Source organism: Bradyrhizobium sp. (assembly GCF_035935975.1).
Lineage (GTDB): Bacteria > Pseudomonadota > Alphaproteobacteria > Rhizobiales > Xanthobacteraceae > Bradyrhizobium.
In genome coordinates, this window is sequence record NZ_DASYWN010000037.1 from 74,431 (window position 1) to 98,577 (window position 24,147).

The window sequence follows — 24,147 nt, forward strand, 5'->3', positions numbered from 1 at the left end:
CGCGCCGCGATCGCGAGCTGATGCCTCTCCGCCCGAGGTCGCGTCGTTCACTTCGCGTTCTGTCGCTGCGCCGAGATGCCCAGGACGAGGCGCATCTTGTCGGCGCTGCCCGTGGCGGGCTGCACCACGAGCTCGTCGATGAAGAGGAAGGGCATGCCGGCCTCGAGATCATAGAGCAGCGGCTGAAGCGAGGCGGAGGCGAGCTCGATGTTGAACGTCGCCGAAACGAAACCGGATTTGGCGAGCGGCCCCTGGACATCGACCTGCGACGACAGCGTGTTGCCGTTCACCCGCTTGGTCGCCGCGAGCACCCGCTGCAGCAGCATGGCGCTCGCGACCGAGACCGTCTGTCCTTCGAGGAATGCCGAGCCCGTCGGCGCGCTCACGTCGCTGCGGGCGGCTGAGCGCTGCGCAGGGCGCCGGGCTTCCAGCGTCTGGAGAATCTCCGCGCTGGTCGCCGCCGCGTCGCGGCTGCCCAGAATCTCGATCACGGTCTGCACCGTGGTGAATGCGAACAGCACCACCAGCGCGACATAGGCCGCGACCGCGGCGATCGGGAAGCGGGTAAGATATCCCTCGAACTTCTGCATGCTGATCATGTGCCTGACCCGAATTGCGGCTTGATCCTGGTCTCGATGTGGAAGCGCTCGCCGGGCTCGTTGGCGGCCCGCGTGGTCGGTGCAAAGAAGCCGGCGCTGGCGAAATGCGGCGACTGCTCCAGGATCTGGATCAGCGACGGCGCGTCGAGGGTGAGACCAGTGATCTGGAGCTTGTTACCCTCGATCCTGAGCTCGGTCGCATAGGTGTGGTCGGGCAGGATGCCGGACAGCTCCTCCAGCACCATCACGGCCGACGGCATCGTCTGCTTGCGGCGCGCCAAAAGTTCGAGCGCGGAACTACCGGGGCCGCCTTGGCTGCCGCGGGCAGTCGCGCGGCGCTCGGCGATCCGGCGCTGGATCTGCTGCTGCTCGGTATCGTAGGAACTGGTCACGATGCCGCCGAAGCCGACCGATAGCATCGCCAGCACGCCGGTGGTCGCCAGCACCGCGATCAACGCAAGGCGAAGCCGGCTTGAGCCTGTCTGTCCGCCGACCCGCTGGTGATAGACGGCGATCCGCTCCATCCCGGGCGCGGCTGTCGATATATCGACCGCAGCGGCCCCTGCATCGAGCAGAGCCTGCGACAGCGACGTCACGGCCGCGCGCGCCGTCGCCACCACAGTCAACTCCACATGATCATCGGCGATCGCCTGCGGCGGCGTCCAGTGGAACACCGCCTCTGCCGGGCTCCAGGGCGTCAGTCGATCGATCTGGGCGCGAATAATTCCGTCGAGGAATTCGACCGCGCGTCCCGGTAGCTCCAGCGGGCGAAACACGAAGCGCGATGATTGCAGCGCGAAATCGACCACCGAACCTTTCATCGCCGCGGACCATTCCGGCGACAGCGGCTCGCTGATCGCGCCGTCGACGATGCTGATGCGGCAGCACGGCAGATCGGTATCCTTGCTCGTCTTCGAAGCCAGACGCAGCGTCAAAGCACCCTCCTCGTCCTCGCAGATCGCGATCTGCCGGGCGCCGCGCGCGCGCTCGAGTCGCGAGCTCACCGTACGCGCAACGCTATCGATCCACAGCGACAGCGCGGCGGCGATCTGACTGGGAATACTCATCTGCCCTCCCGCGGCTTCGGCCGCCCGCCCCGTTCGGGATCGACCTCGTCCGTCCATGCCAGCACGCGGAAGGCCTCCTTCTCGCCCGGCCCCGGAATCTGGATCACCGCCTCCGGCATCCGCTGCCGGCCGTCCGCCAGCGTGATCCGCATGCGCACCCGGTAGGCATTGCTCGCAGATATCGTGGCGCCCGGCTGCCGTCCGCCAAGCACTCCGATGACGAACTCGGGATTGTCCGGCGGCAGGTCCGCACGCTGATTGAGGAAGGCGTCGAGCTTGGCCTGGCTCATGTCCGGCAAGGCCGCGACCACCTCCGGCGCGGCATCGAGCACGTTGACCTCGGTCATGCCGCTGAATACGGTGACGAAAGGCATGGCGCGCTCGACCAGCGTGGCCGGAAGGCCAAGCACCAGCCACAGCTCATCGGCGCTGCTGAACGGCGCCTGGCGCGGCACGTAAGCAAGGCCCGCCGCATGATAGGCTGCCAGCTCCGTATCCTGTCCGCCCGATCGCGGCGTGCGCCGCCAGGCGATGACGCGCGCAGCGTAATCATCCGCGGCTTCGGCCGGCGCGCCGAGCACCCTGAACAGGCCCGCGATCATCGAACGCGGCGCCATGTTGAGATTGATGCGTGCCGCCTCCGACATATATTCGACGCGCACCGAAGCGCCGGCCAGACGAAAGCCGAACCCGCCATGGGTCGGACGTCGCACCGTCGCCGGCGCCGACAATTGGTAGGCGGCAAGCTCGACGCCGGCCGAGCTCAGCATCTCCCACTGCGTCGCTGCATCCAGCGCCGAAAGCGCATTGGCCGATTGCGCGATATAGACCGAAGCGACGGTCGCAAGTGCGGCTAATCCCGCAAGCAGCCACAGGGTGGCGACGACGATGAAACCGTCCTGCGCCGCCAGCTTGCGTTTCAGTCGCGAGGCCGGATTGTTCATCACGTCGGCCCGTTGCTGGGCGGCGTCTGCGTCGCTTCCTGCTCGGTCGACGGATCCGGCCGCGGCACACCCATCTCGACATGGATCCGCGCCGCGCTCGAAATCACCTTTTCTCGCTCGACGTCCCGGATATCGAAGCGGACCGAGGTGGGCAGTTCGCCGGTCTCGAGCCAGCGGCTTCCCCATTTGCCATCGAGGCCGGCATAGGCGAAGTTGATCCGATAGGGCATCCGCAGCAGCACGACAGGATCGGCGAACGGGATCTGATCGGTCCTGGGATCACCTGGCTGAAGCAGGACGAAAGGCGCACGCATGCGCACCAGCACAGGGCTGCCTCTGTCGTTGATCTCCGAGATCCGAACGATCTCCAGTCCCGGCCGGCCGTTCGGGCCGAGCACGGAGCGGACGAACATCACGCCGTTTTCCGAGCCGCGAAACAGCGGCAGATTGTCGGACCGCGTCACGTGGTCGGCCGCCGACAGATCGGCCGTGAGCCGGTCGAGCGCGACCGCGACCTGCTCGTTGCGCTGGGCGCGGATGATGCCGCGATTCCAGCTCGGCAGCCATTGCGCGGTGACCGAGGCCAGCGCACCCATGATCAATCCCATCAGCGCAAGCGCGACCAGGGCTTCGAACAGCGTAAAACCATCCTCGGCGCGCCATTGCCTGACGAGGGTCATCAGCTCCCGCCCCTGCTCTGCAAACGTATCGTCTCGAACGACACCATCGCTCCGCCCGGCGCCTGCACACGCAATTCGACGCGCTGCGGGATGAACCGCGACTGCGGCACGACCACGACCTCGTCGAGGAACGGCGTTACGCGCATCTGCCAGCGATGGCCGGCGACCCGCCCGCGTAGATCGTCCGGCATCGGCGCGCCCGCGCTCGGCAGCGTCGAGACGACGACGCGTGCGGCATTGGCGAGGGCGGCATGCTGCTCGAGTTTCCAGGCGCCGCGCGAATTGGTCGCAACCAGGGTTCCGATCGCAGCCAGCACGATCGTCACCAGCGCGAGCGCCACGACGACCTCGATCATGGTGAAGCCGGCTTCGCGGCGACGGCTAGAGGACTTCCTGCGCGACAATGTCCACGCCTCCCGTCAGCCAGTTCACACGCACCTCGACGGCATTGCCGAGCCGAGTCAGGCGGATGGTGCCGCCGCATGACATGCCGCTCGCAAAGAAACTGATGGTCGAGAGCGCCGGCCTTCCGTTGCAGCGTTGCGGCAACAGCGCGTCGAACACCACGTCCTGTGGTACCTGGATGATCCAGGGCCCCGATCCCGACCTCACGGTACGCGCCCGTGCGTCCACCACGGCGCTCACCGCGCCGTAGCGCGACAACGCGGCATTGCGGTCGGCCTTGAGTAAAGCGGCGACCTCGATCGCATAAGCCTCCAGCCGCGGCCGCGACGTGTCCGATGGAAAGCGCGGCAGCAGCACGGCAGCGAGCATCGCAACGATAGCGAGCACACAGACCATTTCGAGCAGCGTGAAGCCGGCCTCGCCCGTGTCAGTTCGCACCGGAGACGAGATCGGCCGATGTTCCCGTTCCGCCTTCCTGTCCGTCGGAGCCGAGCGAGCGGATTTCGTACGGCGCGCGTTCTGCGGGTTGCTTGTAGACATAGGGGTTGCCCCATGGGTCGTTGGGTACATTGCCGCCCTTCAGATAAGGGCCATTCCAGGACGCCACGCCGCTGGTCGGACGGGCGAGCGCACCCAATCCTTCCGAGTTGGTCGGGAAGCGGCCGGCGTCCAGGTAGAACAGGTCGAGCGCGCTGCTGAAACTCTGGATCTGGATCTTTGCCGCCTTGACGCGAGACTCGCTGAGATAGTTGAGCACCCGCGGGCCGACCAGCGCCATGATCATGCCTATGATGGTAATGACGACCAGCATTTCGACCAGCGTAAAGCCTTCCTCGCCGCGCCGCCGGCTGCACCGCCTCGGCGGAGGGAACAGCGCCTTCCCCAAAAAGCCGATCATGCGGACCCTCCCCTTCTCAACCGACAACTTGCGTCACTGACAACAGCGCCGTCATGACCGACACGATCAGACCGCCGACCACCACGCTGATGAGGATGATCGCGGCAGGCCCGATGATGGCCACGACGCGATCGAGCTGCCGCTGCAACTTCTCCTCGTAGAACTCGGCGACCCGGCCCGACAGGGTCGGCAACTGCCCGGTCTCCTCGCCCAGCCGCAGCATCCGCACTGCGACCGGCGGCAGCACGGCCGAAGCGGCAAGCGCCTCCGCAAGCCTGCCGCCGTGGCGCACGCGATCGGCCATCGCCGCCCAGGCCGACACGTTACCGGTCGCGGTCATGATGTCGATCAGGATGCGCAGCGTCGCCGTCAGCGTCACGCCGCTGCCGAGCAGGATGCCGAGATTGCGCGAGAACAGCGCGGCGCGATGGAATTCGACCACGGTCGAGATCACAGGCAGCCGCGCGATCTGCGTCACGATGCCGGCGCGAACAGCCGGCCTGCGCCAGGCCAGCCAGCCGCCGATGACGGCGCTGGCGACCACGGCGCCGACCTCGAAGCCATGGCCGCGCAGAATATCGGAAAGCGTCAAGAAGACCTCGATGACCGGGTCGGTCTTCGCGTTGAAGTCGCGCAGCACCGCCGAGAACTGCGGCAGCACGAATGTCACGAAGAAGATCAGCACTCCGCCGGCCGCCAGCAGCACGAAGGCCGGATACTGCAAGGCACCGGTCACCTTGCGGCGCAGAGCTTCGGCCCGCGTCCGTTCGATCCCGATCGTCTCCAGGATATGGTCGAGCCCGCCCGACATCTCGCCAACCTTGACCAGCGCGACATACATGGGCGGAAACAGTGTCGGCTCGCGCCCGAGGGCTTCCGCAAAGCTCTCGCCGGACAGGATCGCTGTCTTGATGTTATTGATCACCGGGCGCAGCCGGCCGACATCCATGTCATTGGCCAGCAGCTCGAGCGCGTCGTTGAGCCGGGCACCCGCCTTCAAGAGCAGCGCAAGGTCGCGGGTGAAGATGGTGACATCGGCCGGCCCGGGCTTCGACAGCGTCAGCGAGGCCAGCGACAGCGACCAGCCCTTGGCTTCCTCCTCGGGGCCGGCATCGATCGCGACCAGGCCGAGATATTCGATGCGCTGAGCCACTTCGGCGAGGTTGGCCGCCGTGATCGATCCGGAGACCACCTCACCCTTTTGCGTCAGCGCGCGATAGCGGAAGTTCGGCATCTCGTCACCGCACGGTGGTCACGCGCAGGATCTCCGCCGCCGAAGTCATGCCCGACAGGCATTTGGCGAGGCCGTCCTCGATCATCGTCGTCATGCCGTTGCGGATGGCGACCTTGTCGATGGATTCCCAGTCGGACTTCTCCTCGACCAGCGCGCGGACGTCCTCGTTCATCTCCAGCACCTCGAACACGCCGATACGGCCGCGATACCCGACATTGCCGCAGCGCTCGCAGCCGACGGGTTCGAAGATGACATTGCCGACGGAAAGACCGACCGCGGTGTAACGCGGATCGGCCTCGACGTCGGCGTGGGTCAGCGGCCGGCTGCTCTTGCAGCGGTCACAGAGCTGGCGCACCAGGCGCTGCGCGATCACCGCGCGCAAGGTCGAGCGTAGCAGGAACGCCTCGACGCCGAGGTCGAGCAGCCGCGGCACGGCCGCCGCCGCCGTCTCGGTGTGCAGCGTTGTCAGCACGAGATGGCCGGTGAGCGCGGCATGGATGGCGACATGCGCGGTCTCGGAGTCGCGGACCTCGCCGACCATGATGACATCAGGGTCCTGACGCACGAAGGAACGCAACGCGGTCGCAAACGTCAGGCCGATCGAGGGCTTGGCCTGGGACTGGGAAACGCCGGGGATTTCATATTCGACGGGATCCTCGATGGTCAGGATCTTCCGGGTCGGCTCGTTGAGCAGCGACAGCACGGTCGCAAGCGTCGTGGTCTTGCCGCTACCGGTCGGACCGGTGACGATGACCATACCATGTGGCAAGGCCAGCATGCGCCGCAACTTGCTCTGGTCGGCGGCCAGGAAGCCCAGCTTGTCGACCGATAGCAACGCCCGGTCGCGTGGCAACAGGCGGATGACGGCGGACTCGCCATACTGCGTCGGCATGATCGCGACACGCACGTCGATCTCCGAGCGCGCAGCCCGGACCCGCGCGCCACCGTCCTGCGGCAGGCGGCGTTCGGCGATATTGAGGCCCGCCAGGATCTTGATGCGGGAAATGACAGCCTGCGGCGGAATGCCGTTCGGTGTCGCGACGTTGCGCAACAGCCCGTCGACGCGCATCCGTATCACCAGCGAGGTACGTCCCGGTTCGATATGGATGTCGCTCGCGCGCAGCTCGACGGCGGTTTCGAACATGTCGTTGACGGCGCGGACGACCGGCGCGCCGCTCGCGAGGTCGCGCAGATTGTCGATGTCGTCATCATGTACGGTCGCGCTGGCGGCGGCCTCTGTGGTGGCGTTCTCCTCTTCGCCGAGCCGCTGATCGAGCGCGGTGGCGATGTCCTCGAATGACGCCACTTTAATGAGGGGCGCCGTTCCCATCACGATCGCCGCCGCCTGGATGGACGCACGGTCCGTCGGGTCGGCCAGCACCAGTGTCGGCGGTCCGCCGGCCGGATGGCACGGAAACACGGCCATCTCGCGCAGGAACCTGCGTGAGAACTGCGGCACCCTGGATTCCGCCGCCATCATCTCCTGAAGCGTGACGCGCGGAAGCTCGAAGAACAGCGCGACTTCGTCGGCGAATTCGCTCGCCGACAATTCGCTCATCTCCCACAGCTTGCGCAAACCGCCCTCAGTGGGGCCCGACCCGTTCAGCCTGCCGAGCTTTTCGGCATCCGCTTTCAAGTCGGCCTTCTGGCTGAAACGAGCTGCGAACTCGTGCGCATTCGGGGAAGCCATGAACGTGTACCGCAGTCACTCTGGTGGCCGCAGAGCGGCGAGCGGGCCGTTTACCTTACTTTTCCAATTGGAAATGTGACGCGACGATCAACGCAATATCGTCCCCGTATCATCCGCAGCGCGGTCGCGAAATACTGCGTTGATATTCACCGACAATTTCCATCGCGGCACAACGACATAACATTCAATCACACAACCGCTGCACGACGAACAACATTCATAACACACGACTGTCATGTGAGAGGATTATGCAGACCCCGTTCGGCCCGCCCCGCCTCGACGGGGACAACCGCGGGCGGCGCGTGAGTGAGGTCGACAGTGAGCCGAGCAGCATTCCGAATCGGCTTGGTTGTCCAATGCGCTGTCATCTGCGTGCTGCTCGGGTCGTGCAACACGGTGAGCGGCATTGCGGATGCCGACACCAAGGATCCGGATGTCTTCGACAAGGTGCGCTCCGTCGATCTTTTGCCGCGCTATCCGAACCAGTTGCCGCAGCGCGAGCTCTCGACCGGTCCCCGCGCCAAGACCGCGATCTACGCCGCGGTTGCCAGCGAGGACGCGCCAACGGCCACCTCCTCGCAACAGGCGACCGTGAGCGCCGACCGGTTCGAGCTCAATTTCGACAACTCTCCGATCGCATCCGTCGCCAAGATCGTGCTCGGCGACATCCTCGGCGTCGGCTATGTCATCGACCCCCGCGTCCAGGGCAACATCAGCCTCTCCTCGGGGCGTCCGATCCCCAAATCGGACGTCGTATTCGCGCTCGAAAACGCGCTGCGGATCGGCGGCGTCGCGCTGGTGCGCGACGATACCGGCTACCGGCTGATGCCACAGGGCGACGCTGTCGGCGTCGGCGCTGCCGATGCCTCCGACCGCATGACGCCGGGCTACGGCGTGACGGTCGTGCCGCTGCAATACGTCTCGGCACAGACCGTCCTCAAGCTGGTCGACAGCTTTGCGACCCGGCAGGGCATGATCCGCGCCGACACCAGCCGCAACCTGATCCTGATCCAGGGCTCCGGCAGCGAACGTCGCAATGCGGTCGATCTCGTGCTGAGCTTCGACGCTGACTTTTTGAAGGGACAGTCGGTCGGCATCTTTCCGGTGCAGAACAGCAATCCAGGACCGATCATCGTCGAGCTGGAGAAGATCGTCGATTCCGGCGAAGGCGGGATGACGCAGAACCTGATCAAATTCCAGTCGATTGCCCGAATGAACGCGGTGCTCGCGGTGACGCGGAAGCCGGAGCTGCTGAACCGTGTCGAGACCTGGATCCGCCGCCTCGATACCACCAACACCGGCCGCTCCGCGGTTCACGTCTATCGCGTGAAATTCGGCGACGCCCGGCAGATCGCGCGCGTGCTCAACGACGTCTTCGGCGCCGGCGGCAGCGCTGGTTCATCCACCTCTCCGCTCGACAGCCCGGGCGGACAGGTCGCCCCCGGATCGGGCCTCGCCGCAAGCTCGAGCGGCGGCTCCGCGCTCAGCCGCTTGTCGGCCGGGCCCAATCAAGCGACCGGCGGCTTCGGCTCGAATTCGAGTGGTCGCGCCGCAAGCGCCAGTGCCGCCGACGCCTCCTCAGGCAATCAGGCCACCTACGGCTCATCGTCCGCTTCGCAAGGCGGCGGCAGCTTGTTCGACAGCTCCGCGACGGGGCAGAATTCAGGCCGCGGTGGCGCAGGTCCCGGCAACGTTCTCGACGGCGTCCGCATCACCGCCGACAGCGTCAACAACACGCTGCTGATCTATGCGAGCCAGGAGCAGTATCGGATCATCGAGCAGACCATCAAGGAGATCGACCAGCCGCAGCTCCAGGTCGCCATCGACGCCACGATCGCCGAGGTGACGCTGACCGACGATCTCCAATACGGCATCCAGTCCTACATCATGAGCCGCGATGTCGGCCTCAAGCCCAACACCGGCTCGTTCGGCTTCAACGGCGCAACGTCCGTCGCCGCGGCGGCAACCGACGTCGTGCTCCAGCGCGCCATCCCCGGCTTCAACTTCCTGGTCGGATCCGCGCAGACGCCGCGCGCCGTCCTCAACGCATTGCATGCGATCACCGACGTCAAGGTCCTGTCGAACCCCTCCGTCGTCGTGATCGATAACCAGGTCGCGACCCTCCAGGTCGGCGACGAGATCCCGATCCAGACCGGAAGCGCGACCGTGCTGACCGGCAACAACACGGTCGCCAACACCACGGACTATCGCAGCACCGGCATCATCCTGCGCGTGGTGCCGCGGATCAATGCCAACGGCAATGTCAGGCTCGACGTCGAGCAGGAGATCAGCAATCCCGTCAGCAACGCGTCGTCGAGCTCCTCCTCGACGTCGACCAACTCGCTGACGCCGACGGTGTCGACCCGCAAGGTACGCAGCTCTGTCGCGGTCGCGAGCGGACAGACGGTGCTGCTGGCAGGCCTGATCAGCGACACCCAAACCAAATCCCGCGCCGGCATTCCGGGGCTCGACCAGATCCCCGGCCTCGGTGAGACCGTGTTCGGCCAGACCGACAAGCAGATCAAGCGCACCGAGCTGATCATCTTCATCCGCCCGCAGATCATCCGCGACGGCGCTGATGCGCATTTCGTCGCCGAAGAGCTGCGAACCAAGCTGCGCGGCACGATCAACGCGATCGGACCGAAGCAGACGGCGCCGACGACCTACCGCTAAGCCAGCACAAATGCCCAAAGAGCACGAGCGGTTCACATGATCAGGTCCGGCAAGCTCTTCGTCGTCGCCATCGTTCTGGGACTTGCCTCGACAGGCCTCGCCCGCGCAGATGCGCTCGGCACCGGAACCGCCGCCTTCAATCGCGGCGACTACAACACAGCCGCCCGCCTGCTGTTGCCGCAGGCCGAGCGCGGCAGCGCCCGCGCGCAAGGGATGGTCGGCTTCATGTACGCGACGGGACAGGGCCTGCCGCAGGCCTATGACGCCGCAAGCTACTGGTACAGGCTGGCCGCCGAGCAAGGCGACACCACGTCGCAATATCTGCTGGGCCTCGCCTACGACAAGGGCCAGGGCGTGCCGCAGGACGACGTCGCCGCGTATAAATGGCTGAACCTCGCGGCTGCGCATGCGCCGAAGAAGACGCGCGAGAATTTTGCCAAGCTGCGCAATGCCGTGGCGTCGAAGATGAGCCGCGGCCAGATCGCGGCAGGGCAATGGCATGCGCTGCGCTGGCCGGAGGAGTCGCCGTTCTGACCAAGGGCGACGGAGCCGCCCGGGAACGGCGCCACATCAATGATGTGACGCAATAACGCCGGCGTTAACGGAAATCACACCATCGCCGACGCCAGCCCGGGCGCGATTGCCCGGATCTGTTCAATTTGAAGCAATTGCTTAGCCGGTTCGCGAGCTGTCTCTGCCAACCTCCCCTTCGCAAGGAGCGTCGGGGGACGACATGGCGGGAATTCGTAACGCAAAGCAGAAACTCGGGACGCTGGCGGCCGCCGGCCTCGCCGTGGCGTGCCTGTCGACGGCCGAGCCGGCCAACGCCTTCCTGGCCCGACCGACCCTGTTTGCCGCAGTCGGTGCCGCGACCAAAGCGCCCTCCGGCTGGCAACAGTTCTGCGCCGAGAATGCCGAAGAATGCCGGCCCGGCGCGGATCAGGCCCGGGATGTCGTGCTGACTCCCGACCTGCTCCAGCAGCTCTACGAGATCAACAAATACGTCAACGATCGCGTCACCTGGACCAGCGATGACGCGCTCTACGGCAAGGCTGAACGCTGGACGCTTCCGCTCGATCGCGGCGATTGCGAGGACATCGTCCTGCTCAAGCGCAAGATGCTCGCCAAGGCAGGCTGGCCGATAGGCGCGCTCCTGATCACCACGGTCGAGGAGCCCGGCCCGGCCAAGGGGCATCACGCCGTCCTGACCGTCCGCTCCGACCGCGGCGAGATGATCCTCGACAACCAGACGCCGGAAATCCTGTTCTGGTACGAGACCAAGTACCGTTATCTGTCGCGGCAAAGCGCGGCAGATCCGAACGTCTGGGTGTCGTTCGGCTCGGAACAGCCGATCCCCCCGGCCCTTCCCGTCGAGCGCTAATTCACGCACAGGCCGGCCGACCCTGCAGATCAGCCCCGCGACGCGCTGGCGTCGCGCGCCTGCCGGCCATGCGCGATCATCCGCATGACCTCGCGGGCTGTCCGGCGTTTCGCCGCACCTTCTCGTCCTGAACGGTGTTGTAACATTATACGCGCATTATGATATATAATATATCATAACCGGTGGAATGATTCTCGTTTTGAATTGTATCACCATCGCGACCATCACCAGTAGCACTCATTTGAGGCATCAATGACCACTGAAGTTCTATTTGGCGGCCCGACGACAGTCTCCGCCCCCACCACCACGACCTACATCGTCGTCTCGGGCACGCTCGATGTCGCCAGCGGCGGTGTTGTGTCCGGCGCGACCGCGGTCGGCCCCGGCAGCGCCATCGTGATCGAGGTCGGCGGCACCGCCAACAACTCGACCGTCGTCGGCGGCGTGCAGTTCAACTACGGCACGGCCAACGGCGTCGTGATCTCCAATGGCGGCACCCAGCACGTCTATGGCGGCACCGCCAACAACGTCGTGATCAGCGCCGGCGGCTACCAGGACGTCATGAACGCCACCGTCAACGGAACGACGCTGGCCGGCTCACAGCAGGTTCATACCGGCGGCGTGACCTATGCGACCATCATAGTCAACGGAGGCAATGAGTTCGTGGCCGCCGGCGGAACCACCAACGGAACCATCGTTTCGTCGGGCGGGCTGCAATATATCGCTGCGAACGGCACGGCCAACGGCACCGCGATCAACAACGGCGGGTATCAATACGTGCTCGGCGCGGGGAACGACAGCGTCGTCTTCGGCGGCGGCGTCCAGGAAGTCGCAGGCACGACCACCAACACCACCGTCAGCAGCGGCGGCATTCAGCACATCGTGCTGGATGGCACCGCAATCACGACGACGGTCCAGGCCGGCGGTTTCCAGCAGGTCACGAGCGGCAGCGCGCAGGGCAGCCAGGTGAGCGGCAGCCTTCAGGTTCTGGGCACCGGCACCTCAACCGATACCGTGATCGTCGCCGGCGGCAACGAGTACATCGGCGCAGGCGCTTCGGCGACGGGAACGACCGTCAACGCCGGCGGCCTGCAATATGTCGATGCCGGCGGCTCTGCGGCCTCCACGACGGTCAACGGCGGCTTCGTATTCGTGGCGGGCTCGGCCTCAGGCGCGATCGTCAACAGCGGCGAGTTCGATGTCGCAGGCACCGCCAGCAACACCCGTCTCGCCGGCGGCGCTGAATATGTCTATACGGGCGGCGTCCAGAACGGGATCGATTTCGCCGGTTCGGCTTCGACGATCTATCTCGAGAGCCCGTCCAGCCTGGCCGGCACGATCTCGAATTTCGAGGTCGGCGACGTCATCGACTTCCGCAACCTCGCGGTGACGTCTTACGCGTTCGATGGCTCCACGCTCACGCTGACGACCAGCAACGGCTCCCTCGCCTATCAGTTCGCCGGCGTCGAGGCCAACACCGCGTTGAACGTGGCCTCCGACGGCCATGGCGGCACGTCGGTATCGCTGTCGCTGCTCTCGCAGTTCTCGGCCAGCCTGGTGCCGGATGCGGGCGAAGGCGCGATCACGCCGCAGAGCTCCGATCCCCAGAGCACCTCGCTGGTTCACGCCCAGAGCTGAGCTCGCACGACATCGCCGTACCCGGGACACGTCCCGGTACGGCCTTGCGGCCGTCAGAGCCACGCTCCGGCCGGCGTCATCGGGCAGATGCCCGCTCATCTTCTCCGATCAGAAAGTTATCAGCGCAGCAGATCGCGCAGGCAGCGCGAGTCGCCGGCTTGTCAGCGGCGGCGGTATCTTTTCGCGCGTGCCCACACTGAAGATACACGCGTCGCGCGATTGCATAACATTGGCGGTACCCGCCTCGGCTGCATCCGGCGGAGGCGCTTCATATCATTGATGCAACATTACTCCGGACAAAATGCCGCACATTGCGCAAAAATGTATCATAAAACATCATAAACAGATCGTTTAGAGCGCATGCGGGCTTTCGCGCATGCCTCCACAAAACGAGCAGGCAGCACGAAAATCCAGTCCTTTCAGCGCTCCCTTCAGCATCACTTGAGGTTATGTTATGACCACCGTCGTAAAAATAGGAACCGAATTCCAGGTCAATAGCCAGACGGCTGGCAGCCAATGGTATCCCTCCGTCACTGGCCTCACCAATGGCGGCTTCGTCGTCACCTGGCAGGACGGCCTCGCCGGCTCCACCAGCGGCAGCAGCTCGCTCGGCGATGCCAGCGGCTCCGCTGTCCACGCCCAGGTCTATGCGGCCGACGGCAGCAAGGTCGGCGGCGAATTCCTCGTCAACACCCAGACCACCGGCTCGCAGGCGACCCCGGTCGTCACCGGCCTCAGCAATGGCGGCTTCGTCATCTCGTGGCAGGACCAGAACTCCACGAGCGGCGACATCAAGGCGCAGATCTACGGCGCCAACGGCGCGCCGGTCGGCGGCGAGTTCGTGATCAACTCCGTCACCGCCAACAACCAGAACACCCCGGCCATCACCGGCCTGCCCAATGGCGGCTTCGTCGTCGCCTGGACCAACCAGGGCTCGTCGGCCGCCGACGTCAAGGCCCAGGTCTATGACGCGAGCGGTGCCAAGGTCGGCTCCGAATTCCTCGTCAACTCGAGCAACCCGAGCTTCGACCAGGAGCGCGCCTCGATCGCCACGCTCGGCAATGGCGACTTCGTCGTCACCTGGAACGATTTCCGCACCGGCAATTGGGAAGTCCGCGGCCAGGTGTTCCACCCGGGCGCGAGCGGCGCGACCAAGGTCGGCGCCGAGTTCACCGTCGACCAGGCCTATTACAACGCCCGCATGGTTGCCGGCGTGACCGGCCTTGCCAACGGCAATTTCGTCATCAGCTTCGAGGACACCGCCGGCGAGATCCGCGCGCAGGTCTTCACCGCCGGCGGCGTCAAGGTCGGCTCGGAATTCCAGGCCAACACCCAGACCAGCGGCAACCAGGGCTTCTCGAGCATCACCGCACTGAAGGGCGGCGGCTTCGTCGTGACCTGGTCGGACGAAGGCGTCGGCGACGGCAATGGCCCCGCGATCAAGGCGCAGGTCTATGACGCGGCCGGCAGCAAGATCGGCGGCGAGTATGTCGTCAACACTCAGATCGGCAGCAACCAGCTCTATCCGAACGTCGCGGCGCTCGCCAACGGCGGCTTCGTGATCAGCTGGACCGATTTCAGCCAGACGCTCGGCGACAACTCGGGCTACGGCATCACCGCGCAGATCTTCAACCTGTCGAACGCCCCGACCACCCCGACCATCGTCTCGGTCACCGACGACGTCTCGCCGAACACCGGCGCGCTCGCCAACGGTGCCAGCACCAACGACACCAACCTGACCGTCCGCATCTCGACCGGCAGCAACTTCGCCGGCGACGTCGTGCAGCTGTTCGACGGCCAGACCGCGATCGGCACCGCCGTGACGCTCTCGCTCGCCGACATCGCGCGCGGTTACGTCGACATCCAGACCGGCGTGCTCGGCAATGCGGCTCACGCCATCACGGCCAAGGTCACCGACACGACCGGCGCCGTGAGCGATGCTGCCACCGCGATCAACGTGATCGTCGACACGGTTGCGCCGGCTGTTGCGGTTACCGGCGTGGTGCTCGACAACGGCAATCTGCCGACCGTGACGGTGAACGGCGTGAGCGAAGCCGGCCAGTTGGTGTCGATCTATGACGGCGCCACCCTGGTGGGCACGGCAACGGCAGGCATCGACGGCTCCTGGAGCCTGTCGGGCGTGACTCTGACGGAAGGCGCGAACAATCTGAGCGCGAAGGCGACCGACGCAGCCGGCAACAGCGGCACCTCGACCACTTTCGCGGCGCCGACCCTCGTCTCGACCGGTACGACCTCGGTCAATGCATCGACGACCACCGCGATGGGCTACGTCGTCCTCGGCGCGGGCATCCTCGATGTCGTCTCCGGCGGCAACGTCTCCGGGCAGATCACGATCGGGAACGGCGGCATCGTCGGCGTTGAGACCGGTGCCACCGCACAACACGCGACCATCCTCGCTGGTGGCATTGAGTACGCCTACGGAACAGCGAACGATACGACCGTGCAGGCTGGCGGCGCGCAGCACGTCTACTTCGGCGGCAACGCGACCAATACGACGGTTGCGGCCGGCGGCTATCAAGACGTGTTCTCGAATTCGACCGTGAGCAACGTCAGCCTCAGCGGCAACCAGCAGGTGCTGGCGGGCGGAACGGCGATCGACACCACGGTCGAGAGCGGCGGCTACCAGTATGTCGGCGCTGGCGGCGCCAGCGATGGCACGCTGGTCAAGACGGGCGGCTTCCAGTACATCGATGCCGGCGGGTCGGCCAGCGACACCGTGATCGACGGTGGCTTCCAGTATGTCGACGGCACGGCAACCGGCGGCTCGGTCGGTGGCGGCAGCTCCCAGGGCGGCGGCGTCGCGACCGGTGTGACGGTCAAGAACGGCGGCGCGCAGCACGTCTACCACGGCGGCAGCGCGGCCGGCACGATCGTTACGGCGGGCGGATTCCAGGATGTCTACCATGCCACCGTCTCCGGCACGCACCTCAGCGGCAACCAGCAGGTTCTGGACGGCGGCGTCGCTGCGAACACCGTGATCGAGAACGGCGGCAATTCGTACGTTGGCGCCGGCGGATCGGTGACGGCGACGACGGTGAACGGCGGCGGTCTGCTCTATGTCGACGCCGGTGGCTCGGCTGCATCCACGACGATCAATGGCGGAGTCGGGTTCGTCATCGGAACGACGTCCGGCACGACGCTCAACAGCGGCGAGCTCGACGTCGCAGGTACGGCCGACAACACCCACCTTGCGGGCGGGGTCGAGCATGTCTACGCCGGAGGCGTCCAGCACGATGTCGATTTCGCCGGCTCGGCTGCGACATTGTCGCTCGAGGCCGCATCAGGCCTGACCGGCACGGTGTCAAACTTCGAACTCGGCGATACGATCGACCTGCTCAACGTTTCAGTCTCGTCGTTCATCTTCGACGGTTCGACGCTGACGCTCGCCACCAACTCGGGTACCTACGCCTACCAGTTCGCGGGCGTACAGTCCGGCACGGAGCTCAACGTCACCGACGACGGCCACGGCGGATCGACGATCTCGCTGTCGCTGCTGGTGCAGCAGTCGGCGAGCATCGTCCCGGATGCCGGCATCGAGAGCAGCCCCGTGTCTTCAGACACGACGCAGCAGCAGACCACGCTGGCCAGCCACGGCTGATCCGACCGATACGACCTGCGTACCGGGGTCCGCCCCGGGTCGCGCACTGCGACCGCGGCGGGAGGCCAATGCCTCCCGCCGCTCTGCAATGAGCCGCCGCAAATCGTCGAATTCGACAGTTATGTGAGCGGCCTGACATAGTTATCAAACCGTAACATAGCCGCGTTAGCTATCGGCGGCCCTGCCGGTCGGCGGGCCCCCTGTCCGTGAGATCGTCCGGACGCCGAGACCCGCGGATATTCGCAGCCGATGAGCCTGAACGAGACCATTTCACGGGATGCGGCCGCCACGGAGCCGCCGGTCCAAGCCGTCCCGAAGCCGCCGACCGACCCGGGGCTGACGGCGCTCGTCATGATGCTCCAGTTTTTGGGCGTGCCAGCCGATCCGGAGCAGCTCCGCCATCAACTCGGCGGCGTCACGATCGGCACCACCGAGATGCTGCGGTGTACCAAGCAGTTCAACATCAAGGCACGGCTGGTCAGGACGAGTTGGGAGCGGCTGGACAAGACGCCCTTACCCGCCATCGTCGCGCTCCGCGACGGCGGCTTCCTGATCCTCGGCAAGGCCGGCGACGGCAAGGCGATCGTGCAATATCCGGGCTCGCCGCGCCCGCAGATGCTGACCAAAGCGCAGTTCGAGGTGCTCTGGGACGGCCGCATCGTGCTGATGACCAAGCGCGCGGGCCTCGCCGACCTGTCGCGGCGTTTCGACATCACCTGGTTCATGGGCGCGATCAACCGCTATCGCGGCCTGCTCGGCGAGGTGCTGCTCGCCTCGTTCTTCCTGCAGATCTTCGCGCTGGTCTCGCCGCTGTTCTTCCAGGTGGTGATCGACAAGGTGCTGGTGCATCGCAGCCTCGGCACGCTGGACGTTCTGGTCGCCGGTATCGTCGCGATCTCGATCTTCGAGGTCGTGCTCGGCGCGCTGCGCACTTACCTGTTCTCCCACACCACGAACCGCATCGACGTCGAGCTCGGCGCGCGGCTGTTCCACCATCTGCTGGCGCTGCCGCTGTCCTACTTCCAGGCACGGCGGGTCGGCGACACCGTGGCCCGTGTCCGTGAGCTGGAGAATTTGCGCAATTTCATCACCGGCTCGGCGCTGACGCTGGTGATCGACCTGTTCTTCACCTTCGTCTTCCTCGGCCTGATGGCGTTCTACTCGCCGCTGCTGACCGCGATCGTACTGGCCTCGTTCCCGCTCTACATCGTGATCTCGGCCGGCGCCTCGCCGCTGTTCCGCTATCGTCTCGACGAGAAGTTCAAGCGCGGCGCGGAGAACCAGTCATTCCTGGTCGAGAGCGTCACCGGCGTCGAAGCGCTCAAGGCGATGGCGGTCGAGCCGCAGATGCAGAAGCGCTGGGAGGAGCAGCTCGCAGGCTACGTCGCCTCGAGCTTCCGCGTCGTCAATCTCGGCAATGTCGCAAGCCAGGCGGTGCAGTTCGTCAGCAAGATCAACATGGCGCTGCTGCTCTATTTCGGCGCCAAGCTCGTGATCGACGGCAGCCTCACGGTCGGCGAGCTCGTCGCCTTCAACATGCTGTCGGGCCGCGTCACCGCGCCGGTCCTGCGCCTCGCCCAGCTCTGGCAGGATTTCCATCAGGCGCGTCTTTCGGTCGAGCGGCTCGGCGACATCCTCAACACCGTGCCCGAGCCGACCCATCGCACCGGGCGCGCGGCGCTGCCCGCCATTCGCGGCGACATCAGCTTCGAACATGTCGGCTTCCGCTACCGCGTCGACGGGCCGCAGATCCTCAACGACATCAACCTGAAGATTCCCGCCGGCCAGATCGTCGGCATCGTCGGCACCTCGGGCTCCGGCAAGAGCACGCTCGGCAAGCTGATCCAGCGGCTCTATCTGCCCGAGGCCGGTCGCGTCCTGGTCGACGGCAACGATCTCGCCGCGGTCGACCCGACCTGGCTGCGCCGGCAGGTCGGCGTCGTGCTCCAGGAGAACATGCTGTTCAACCGCTCGGTGCGCGACAACATCGCGCTGGCCGATCCCGCGCTGCCGATGGAGCGGGTCGTGGCCGCGGCCAAACTCGCCGGTGCGCACGAGTTCATCCTCGAGCTCCAGGACGGCTACGACACGGTGATCGGCGAGCGCGGCAGCACGCTGTCCGGCGGCCAGCGCCAGCGCATCGCGATCGCGCGCGCGCTGACAACCAATCCGCGCGTCCTGATCTTCGACGAAGCCACCAGCGCGCTCGACTATGAGAGCGAGCGCATCATCCAGCAGAACATGCGCGAGATCACCGCGGGCCGCACCGTGCTGATCATCGCCCATCGTCTGTCGACCGTGCGCACCGCCGACCGCATCATCACCATCGAGCGCGGCCGCATCGTCGAGGACGGCTCGCACGACCAGCTCATCCGCAGCGGCGGCCGCTACGCCACGCTGCATCGTGTCCAGGCAGGCCTCCATGAAGTCGGCTAAGGCCATGCTGGCGTCGCTGCGCCGGCCGACGCGTACGCGCGACGAGCTGGCGTTCCTGCCCGCGGCGCTCGAGATCGTGGAGACCCCGCCCTCGCCGATCGGCCGCGCCATCTCCGCGTCGATCTCGGCGGTGTTCCTGATCGCGCTGGTGTGGGCCAGCATCGGCACCGTCGACATCATCGCGACCGCGACCGGCAAGATCGTGCCTGATGGCCGCACCAAGGTGATCCAGCCGTTCGAGACCGCGGTCGTCCGCGCGATCCACGTGCAGGACGGTCAGCGCGTCAAGGCCGGCGACCTCCTGATCGAGCTCGATCCCACCATGAGCCAGGCCGAGCTCGGCCACCTCCAGAGCGATTTGCTCGCGAGCGAGCTCGACATCGCCCGCCTGCGCGCTGCGCTGGCTGGCGGCGATCCCAGCAAGTTCACCCCGCCCGCGCGCGCGACTTCCGAGCAGATCCGCACCGCAAAGCGCTTCCTGGCCTCGCAGACCGCCGAGCAGGCGGCCAAGATCACCACGCTCGAATGGCAGGGCACGCAGAAGAAGGCCGAGCGTTCGACCACCGAGGCTACGATCGGCAAGATCAGCGCCCTGATCCCGATCATGCAGCAGCGGGTCGACGTGCGAAAATATCTCGTCGATCGCGAATTCGGCTCGAAATTGCAATATCTGACGGAGACGCAGGATCTGGTCGCACAACAGCAGGAATTGCTGGTCCAGAAGAGCCACTTCGCCGAGGCGGATGCTGCCGTCGGAGGCATCGAGGAGACGCTGCGGCGGACCGAGGCGGAGTACAATCGCGGCCTGTTCGACGAGCTCGCGAAAGCCGAGCAGAAGGCGGCGGGCCTGCGCCAGGACATCGTCAAGGCCGAGCAGCGCACCAGCCTGCTCCGCCTCGCCGCGCAGGAGGACGGCATCGTCCAGCAGCTCGCCGTGCACTCGGTCGGCGGCGTGGTGACGCCGGCGCAGACGCTGATGGTGGTGGTGCCGACCTCAGGCGGCCTCGAGATCGAGGCGATGATCTCGAACAAGGACATCGGCTTCGTCAACCCCGGCGAGGAAGCCGCAATCAAGGTCGACACCTTCAGCTTCACCCGCTACGGCCTGCGCCAGGGCAAGGTGCTCAGCGTCTCCCAGGACGCCATCGTCCGCCAGAAGCCGCCGGAAAAGCCCGGCGACACCCCTGCTGGCACCGACACCGCCTCCAGCGAGCCGAAGGGCCAGGAGCTGGTCTACTCCGCCCGCGTCTCGCTCGACCGCGCCCAGATGGACGTCGATGGGCGGGTGGTGAACCTCGCGCCCGGCATGGCGGTGACGGTGGAGATCAAGACCGGCTCCCGCCGCATCATCTCCTATGTGCTCTCGCCGCTGATCCGCTACGGCCAGGAAAGCCTGCGCGAGCGCTGAGCCGCGCAGGGCGACAAACAAAAAGTGCGAAAACAACCCCATGCACAGTAGAAGGCAGCAGCCGGCGTGGCGCGCTGTCGATCGTACGAAGCCGTTGAAATAGCGAGCGGATCAGGCCTACCGGCGCACCCGCGCCGACAGGCTGGAACTGTTGTGCAAAACGGCGCGCCACGGCCGATGCTGCCGATACGGTCGTGTCATTGCTCGTCGACCATTCCGGTCGCGCCGGCAACCGATGCGGTCGAGCCGTATTACAAGGAAGGCATCACCATCAGCTCTCCGGGGGATTGGAGAGCACCCTGGTGCAGCTCATCAACCGACGGCTCATTGCTGCACCTCGATATTCGCGTCCTTGACCAGCTTGCGCCAGCGGTCCTCCTCCTGGGCGACATAGCGATCGAGCTCTTCCGGGGAGCTGCCGACCATGATGAGGCCTTCGTTTGCCTCGAGTTGCTTGAAACCGCCGGACTGAACCGCCTTTGCGACCGCCTGATTCAGGCGCGCAATCACGGGAGCGGGCGTCCTGGCCGGAGCGTACAAGCCGTACCACGACTCCGCGGCATAGCCGGGCACCCCCGCCTCGGCGACGGTCGGCAATTGCGGGAACGCCGTCGACCGCTCGGCGGATGTGACCGCCAGCGCCCGGAGCTGGCCCGCAGCCACCAGCGAGGCCGCGCTTGCCACGGTGGTGAACATCACGTCGATCTGCCCGCCCAGGAGATCGCTGATGGCGGGCGCCGCGCCCTTGTAGGGCACCGCCGTCATCTTGACCTTGGCCATCGCATTGAACAGCTCGCCGGCGAGATGAGCCGAGGTACCGGTGCCGAACGTACCGAAATTGAGCTTGCCCGGATTGGCCTTTGCTTCAGCGATCAGATCGGAGATCGAGTTGATCTTGGACGCGGGGTTGACGACGACGATGTTGAACGATCGCGCGATCAGCGAGACCGCAGCGAAATCCTTGTGCGGATCGAAGGGCAGCTTGTTGTACAGGCTCGGATTGACCGCGTGGGCGAAGGTCGCCATCAGCAACGAATAGCCGTCGGGATCGCTGGTGGCCACTGTCTGGGTTCCGATGATGGTCCCGGCGCCCGGCTTGTTCTCGATGATGACTGATTTGCCGAGGTCCGCCTGGATGTCCTGCGCCGTCGTTCGCGCGATGATGTCGGTCCCGCCACCGGCGGCGAAGGGCACCACGATCTTGACGATCTTCTCGGGATATTCGGCGCGTGCTGGCGCAACTCCCAGTCCTGTGACCATCGGCATGACGGCACAGGCGAGGACGGCGAGGTTCAGCCGGCGGCGAACGGCGAAACTCTTCCCGCGAACGCCGTCGTGATCGATGATTTCGCCAAGGGCCATTTTAAGCTCCATCCGATTTTGTTCAGACATTGAGAACGACCAATCCGTCGGCGGCCTTCACGCCCTCGCCTGCCGGCAGCACGAACACCGGATTGATCTCGGCCTCGGCGAGGCGGTCGCCGAGTTGCGCAACCATGCGCGAGAAAGCGACGATCGTTGCTGCGAGCGCTTCGACATCGCATTTCGGCCGGCCTCGAAATCCGTCCAGCAACGGCCAAGTGACGAGATCGCGCGCCATCGCCCTGGCTTCGGCCAGACCGAGGCCGCCCTCCGGCGGGAGCAGACGCATCGTCGTGTCCTTGAACAGTTCGGCGGACACGCCGCCCATGCCGAGAAGGATTGCGGTGCCCAGGGGATCGCGATGCATCCCGAGAATGATCTCGACGCCGCCTGAGACCATCTCCTGGACCAGGAACCGTTCGGGCCGTTGCCCCGCCCTCTCCTCGACCTGCTCCGCCATCGCCGTGAGGCGGCCGCCAATCGCATCCGCGGTCAGGCCGACCGCGACGCCGCCGACGTCGCTCTTGTGCGCGATCTCGCGCGAGAGAATCTTGAGAACGACCCGGCCACCGAAGTCGCGCGCCGCCTGCTCGGCTTCGGCTGATGTTGCGACCACCTTCTCCGCCACGATCGGAACGCCGAAGCGGCCGAACAGCGCTTTGGCCTGCGCCTCATCCAGCGATCCCGCCGGGACGTCGCTTATATTTACCGCCGGCCGGATCGAGCCCGGCGTCTGGACCTGCTCCGGCATTCCGGCGTGCAACAGCCCGTCGAGCGCGGCAGCGCAGCTCTCGGCGGACGTGTACGCCGGGACGCCTCGCCCGGTGAGAACGGAGACCACCTCGGGCGCGTAGGGACTGACATAGGCAATGACGGGCTTGTCGCTCATCGGCAGGCAATCGCGGATGGCATCGGCCATCAGCGTCGGCGCTCCCACCGCCGACGAGCCGACGATGATCGTGAGCGCATCGTAGGAGGGACTTGCGAGCAGGATACGGATCGCAGCGCGCAGCAGGTCCGGCTGAAGGCCGGCCAGGGTCACGTCGATCGGATTGCGATCGAGCGCGGTGTGCGATCCCGATTGAAGGCTGCGCAATTGGGCGGCCGTCTCGGCGTCGGGAGCGGGTGTTGCAAAGCCCGCGACGCCGAGACTGTCGGACACGATCGTGCCGGCGCCGCCGGTCGAGGTCAGGATCGCCACGCGCCTACCGGACAGCTTCCGTTCCGCGGCAAGGGCTGCGGGAATGTCGAGCAGGTCGTCGAACGTCTTGGCGCGGATCACGCCAAGCTGCCTGAACAGGGCGTCGTACATGCGGTCTGAACCCGCAAGCGCCCCGGTGTGCGAGACGGCCGCCTTTGCACCCGCCTCCGAGCGCCCGATCTTGAAGGCGACAACGGGCTTGCCGGCGGCACGCGCCTTGAGCACAGCCTCGCGAAAGCGAGCCGGATTGCGGATCGCCTCGACGTAGAGCGCGATGACCCTGGTTGCGTCGTCTTTGGCGAGAAAGTCGATGAAGTCCGCGAGCTCGAGATCGGCTTCGTTGCTGGTCGACACCAGCTTGGACAGCCCTACTCCACGCGCCGCAGCGCGCGACAAAAGGGCGCCGAGGATGCCTCCGCTTTGCGAGACCAGTCCGATCGCGCCGGTCGGGAAGTGATCCATCGCCAGCGCGCCGGACGCCGACAGCACGATATTGTCGGTGAGATTGACGAGACCGATCGTGTTCGGCCCGAGCAGGCGCATCGATCCGGCCGCTTCCATCAGTTGCTTCTGGCGCTCGGCGCCTTCCGCCCCGGTCTCGGTAAAGCCGCTGGCAAGGACGATCGCCGCAGCAGCGCCGCGCTCCGACAATTCGCGCACCGCGACATGCGCACGCTCCGCGCCGAGCAGGACAATGCCAACATCGGGCACATCAGGCAGAGAGGCGACGTCGGGGTAGCAGGCAAGACCGCCGATGTCCGCGACCTTCGGATTCACGGGATAGATCGCGCCCGCAAAGCCGTGCTTCCGGAGGTAGGAGACCGGTCGCCCCGACGTCTTGCTCGGGTCGGCCGAGGCGCCGATGATGGCGACGCTGCGCGGTCGGATCAGCCGTTCGATGGCATCCATCGC

General features: G+C 65.9%; 18 protein-coding genes. 7 read left to right on the forward strand and 11 right to left on the reverse strand.

Annotation, left to right across the window (positions count from 1 at the left end; all coding sequences use genetic code 11):
• Nucleotides 1-47 precede the first annotated feature (47 nt).
• Genes gspM through VGR99_RS20260 form a run of 9 tightly spaced genes read right to left on the reverse strand, consistent with a single transcriptional unit; the run spans nucleotide 48 to nucleotide 7,517 of the window.
• The gene (gene gspM, locus VGR99_RS20220) at nucleotides 48-599 is read right to left on the reverse strand and encodes a type II secretion system protein GspM (protein WP_326900734.1); all 552 of its coding nucleotides are present in this window, start codon (nucleotides 597-599) and stop codon (nucleotides 48-50) included.
• Nucleotides 596-1,666 (reverse strand): PilN domain-containing protein, encoded by a 1,071-nt coding sequence (locus VGR99_RS20225; protein WP_326900735.1) that lies wholly within the window; start codon nucleotides 1,664-1,666, stop codon nucleotides 596-598. The genes gspM and VGR99_RS20225 overlap by 4 nt, the downstream gene beginning before the upstream one ends.
• The gene (locus VGR99_RS20230) at nucleotides 1,663-2,610 is read right to left on the reverse strand and encodes a type II secretion system protein GspK (protein ID WP_326900737.1); all 948 of its coding nucleotides are present in this window, start codon (nucleotides 2,608-2,610) and stop codon (nucleotides 1,663-1,665) included. Before VGR99_RS20230 ends, VGR99_RS20225 begins: the two co-directional genes overlap by 4 nt.
• Nucleotides 2,610-3,290 carry a PulJ/GspJ family protein gene (locus tag VGR99_RS20235; RefSeq protein WP_326900738.1) on the reverse strand — a complete coding sequence of 227 codons (681 nt, stop codon included), beginning with the start codon at nucleotides 3,288-3,290 and terminating at the stop codon, nucleotides 2,610-2,612. The genes VGR99_RS20230 and VGR99_RS20235 overlap by 1 nt, the downstream gene beginning before the upstream one ends.
• Nucleotides 3,290-3,694: a type II secretion system protein gene (locus VGR99_RS20240; protein WP_326900739.1), complete on the reverse strand. Its 405-nt coding sequence runs from the start codon at nucleotides 3,692-3,694 to the stop codon at nucleotides 3,290-3,292. Before VGR99_RS20240 ends, VGR99_RS20235 begins: the two co-directional genes overlap by 1 nt.
• Complete coding sequence (locus VGR99_RS20245; protein WP_326900740.1) at nucleotides 3,672-4,133, reverse strand: prepilin-type N-terminal cleavage/methylation domain-containing protein; 462 nt, start codon at nucleotides 4,131-4,133, stop codon at nucleotides 3,672-3,674. Before VGR99_RS20245 ends, VGR99_RS20240 begins: the two co-directional genes overlap by 23 nt.
• Nucleotides 4,123-4,593: a type II secretion system major pseudopilin GspG gene (gene gspG, locus VGR99_RS20250; RefSeq protein WP_326900741.1), complete on the reverse strand. Its 471-nt coding sequence runs from the start codon at nucleotides 4,591-4,593 to the stop codon at nucleotides 4,123-4,125. Before gspG ends, VGR99_RS20245 begins: the two co-directional genes overlap by 11 nt.
• A gap of 16 nt (nucleotides 4,594-4,609) precedes the next feature.
• Nucleotides 4,610-5,827: a type II secretion system F family protein gene (locus tag VGR99_RS20255; protein ID WP_326900742.1), complete on the reverse strand. Its 1,218-nt coding sequence runs from the start codon at nucleotides 5,825-5,827 to the stop codon at nucleotides 4,610-4,612.
• A gap of 4 nt (nucleotides 5,828-5,831) precedes the next feature.
• Nucleotides 5,832-7,517, reverse strand: a complete 1,686-nt coding sequence (locus VGR99_RS20260; protein WP_326900743.1) for a GspE/PulE family protein — start codon at nucleotides 7,515-7,517, stop codon at nucleotides 5,832-5,834.
• Between the two features lie 345 nt (nucleotides 7,518-7,862).
• Here VGR99_RS20260 and gspD point away from each other — a divergent pair, with 345 nt between their 5' ends.
• The 7 genes from gspD to VGR99_RS20295 all read left to right on the forward strand — a co-directional run bounded on the left by gspD (nucleotide 7,863) and on the right by VGR99_RS20295 (nucleotide 20,672).
• Nucleotides 7,863-10,190, forward strand: a complete 2,328-nt coding sequence (gspD, locus tag VGR99_RS20265; RefSeq protein WP_326900744.1) for a type II secretion system secretin GspD — start codon at nucleotides 7,863-7,865, stop codon at nucleotides 10,188-10,190.
• A gap of 36 nt (nucleotides 10,191-10,226) precedes the next feature.
• Complete coding sequence (locus tag VGR99_RS20270; protein ID WP_326900745.1) at nucleotides 10,227-10,724, forward strand: tetratricopeptide repeat protein; 498 nt, start codon at nucleotides 10,227-10,229, stop codon at nucleotides 10,722-10,724.
• A 199-nt stretch (nucleotides 10,725-10,923) separates the two neighbouring features.
• Entirely contained in the window at nucleotides 10,924-11,571 is a 648-nt protein-coding gene (locus VGR99_RS20275; protein WP_326900746.1) for a transglutaminase-like cysteine peptidase, read from the forward strand.
• Between the two features lie 252 nt (nucleotides 11,572-11,823).
• Nucleotides 11,824-13,209: a hypothetical protein gene (locus VGR99_RS20280; RefSeq protein WP_326900747.1), complete on the forward strand. Its 1,386-nt coding sequence runs from the start codon at nucleotides 11,824-11,826 to the stop codon at nucleotides 13,207-13,209.
• 454 nt (nucleotides 13,210-13,663) lie between these two features.
• On the forward strand, nucleotides 13,664-16,828 hold the full coding sequence (locus tag VGR99_RS20285; RefSeq protein ID WP_326900748.1) for an AIDA repeat-containing protein: 3,165 nt from the start codon (nucleotides 13,664-13,666) through the stop codon (nucleotides 16,826-16,828).
• A 249-nt stretch (nucleotides 16,829-17,077) separates the two neighbouring features.
• Nucleotides 17,078-19,264: a type I secretion system permease/ATPase gene (locus VGR99_RS20290; RefSeq protein WP_326900749.1), complete on the forward strand. Its 2,187-nt coding sequence runs from the start codon at nucleotides 17,078-17,080 to the stop codon at nucleotides 19,262-19,264.
• Nucleotides 19,251-20,672: an HlyD family type I secretion periplasmic adaptor subunit gene (locus tag VGR99_RS20295; RefSeq protein ID WP_326900750.1), complete on the forward strand. Its 1,422-nt coding sequence runs from the start codon at nucleotides 19,251-19,253 to the stop codon at nucleotides 20,670-20,672. The genes VGR99_RS20290 and VGR99_RS20295 overlap by 14 nt, the downstream gene beginning before the upstream one ends.
• Before the next feature lie 324 nt (nucleotides 20,673-20,996).
• Here VGR99_RS20295 and VGR99_RS20300 read toward each other — a convergent pair whose 3' ends face one another.
• Both VGR99_RS20300 and VGR99_RS20305 read right to left on the reverse strand, forming a co-directional pair.
• Nucleotides 20,997-22,034 (reverse strand): tripartite tricarboxylate transporter substrate binding protein, encoded by a 1,038-nt coding sequence (locus VGR99_RS20300; protein WP_326900751.1) that lies wholly within the window; start codon nucleotides 22,032-22,034, stop codon nucleotides 20,997-20,999.
• 22 nt (nucleotides 22,035-22,056) lie between these two features.
• Nucleotides 22,057-24,144: an acetate--CoA ligase family protein gene (locus VGR99_RS20305; RefSeq protein ID WP_326900752.1), complete on the reverse strand. Its 2,088-nt coding sequence runs from the start codon at nucleotides 24,142-24,144 to the stop codon at nucleotides 22,057-22,059.
• Nucleotides 24,145-24,147: the final 3 nt, after the last annotated feature.